At 59.0% G+C, this 1,781-nt stretch carries 2 protein-coding genes and 1 pseudogene; 1 reads left to right on the top strand and 2 read right to left on the bottom strand.

The genetic code is table 11. From position 1 onward, the window contains the following. Positions 1-107 precede the first annotated feature (107 nt). A complete protein-coding gene (locus NW837_RS11745; protein WP_414331716.1) occupies positions 108-533 on the bottom strand; it encodes a hypothetical protein in 426 nt (141 codons plus the stop codon). Between the two features lie 94 nt (positions 534-627). Here NW837_RS11745 and NW837_RS11740 point away from each other — a divergent pair, with 94 nt between their 5' ends. Beyond that, on the top strand, positions 628-1,299 hold the full coding sequence (locus NW837_RS11740; RefSeq protein ID WP_414331714.1) for an exopolysaccharide biosynthesis protein: 672 nt from the start codon (positions 628-630) through the stop codon (positions 1,297-1,299). Positions 1,300-1,334: 35 nt separating this feature from the next. Here the strand turns inward: NW837_RS11740 and NW837_RS11735 are convergent. Beyond that, positions 1,335-1,781: pseudogene (locus NW837_RS11735) on the bottom strand (S-layer homology domain-containing protein); the annotation flags it as partial.

Raw genomic sequence — 1,781 nt, 5'->3', positions numbered from 1 at the left:
TAAATGGAAGGCTCTCTGAAGAAAGAGGTACACAGGTTGAGTACCACCTTTCCTTGGCAGTGAACGTATTTCCGGCTACTTTTCAGCGCCAACTTGGGGGCGACCTCTCAGCTTTTGGGGATCAGCCGCTTCGGACAGGCAGTACGGATGTGGGATTCGCTCAGGTCGGGCATGAGAGCCAAGGCCCGTTGGGCATCAATCTGGGCTTCGCACACCGCCTCCAACACCTGTTCGGCCATCAGGGAAAGGGGCATATCGGCAGTTTGTTCGGGATCGGTATCCAGGGAAATTTGTCGGACTCCCACAGGGGGGGGTGGTAACACCGGCGGAGCTGCCTGCGGGGATAGGGTGGTGGAAGTGCCCACCTCCAACTGCGCTTCTGCCAGGGCCACACCGTGCCCCACTATCAGTAGGGATCCCAGCAACAGGAGCCATCCCAGCCCACGCCCCCCTTTGCGGAACTGAGTCGGAGCCTTCTGCTGTCGCTCAAGGCTGCTGATGTTTACGGCCCTCTTGAACCTGTCACCGAGCATGTCACCTCTCCAAAACCACCCCTTTGCTCAAGATATCCAACACAACTTGAATTTGCAGTAGGCTATCGTTGGCCCTCCAGGTAGTGCCCACCCGTTGCCAAACTTTGCCCGCTCCAGCCCTGCCCCCTCTATGGCCCGTCTGTCTCAAGAGCTAGCCCGGTTTTCCCGCCTTCCCGAGAGCCCAGAGCAACCCGAGCCCTCCCCGGAAGGGTTGATCCGCATCGAAGACATTCTAAAACTGGCGGGCGAGCGCAGTTTTGGCTTGTTTTTGGCGGTGCTCTCTTTCCCTTCTGCTTTGCCTCTGCCGGCTCCCGGCTATTCCACTCCCTTTGGCGTGGTCATCCTGTTGCTGGCCGCACAAATGCTGGCAGGGCGAACCACTCCTTGGCTGCCGAAATGGGTGTTGCAGACCTCTATTGAACGGAAGCATTTTCAAAAGTGGGTGCAGGCTGGGATCCCGTGGCTGCAGCGTATTGAAAACATTGCCCGTCCCCGCTGGCGGCAGCTCTGCACCACACGGCTCGGCCAAGTCTGGCTGGGCACCTGGATTGGCTTGATGGGGATTTCCATGATCATCCCCGTTCCAGGCACCAACACCCTGCCGGCGATGGGGGTTTTCGTCACCGCCTTTGGCCTCCTGGAAGAAGACGGGATCCTGTGCAGCTTGGGATCCCTGATCTGTGTAGCAGGAGGACTGCTGACCACTTCCATTTTGATCGGCCTGTGGTTGGGGGGAACAACCCTTTTGGATTGGCTGGGGAGATAGCCGTGCCGACACCGCTTATTCCGGCCTTGCACCGGTTATCGGGATGTCGGGGCCAGCGCCAGATCCTGAGTGAGGCGCAACTCGATCACCTGATTGGGATCCAGCACCACCACCTGTGGTGCCGTTACATTGCCAATTACCGCTCCGGCCACCCCTGCCCCCAGCACTTCCTCTGTGGCAATGGCATTGTCTCCGGTTACCAAGCCGAGAATAGCGCCTGCTGCTGCACCGATGGCCGCATCCTGAATGATTTTGCCTGTGGTGGTGTAGCGGGGATCCTTGACATCGTGGATGATGTCTGACTGGGCAGCCAAGGGGAACAGTTGGTTGTTGACAATGATGCTTTCCGCCACAAAACGGGTGCCCCCTGGGGCCGGCTCAAAGCGGCCATCCACCCGCGAGCCAAAAGGCACCAGAATATCCCCCTGGGCGTTGCGAATCGGGTTGCGGACGATCAAAGACATGGGCCGGGTTTCGTTGGG

This window comes from Synechococcus sp. R6-10 (assembly GCF_047461815.1).
Lineage (GTDB): Bacteria > Cyanobacteriota > Cyanobacteriia > Thermostichales > Thermostichaceae > Thermostichus.
This window is presented reverse-complemented; position numbering and strand designations above follow the sequence as displayed.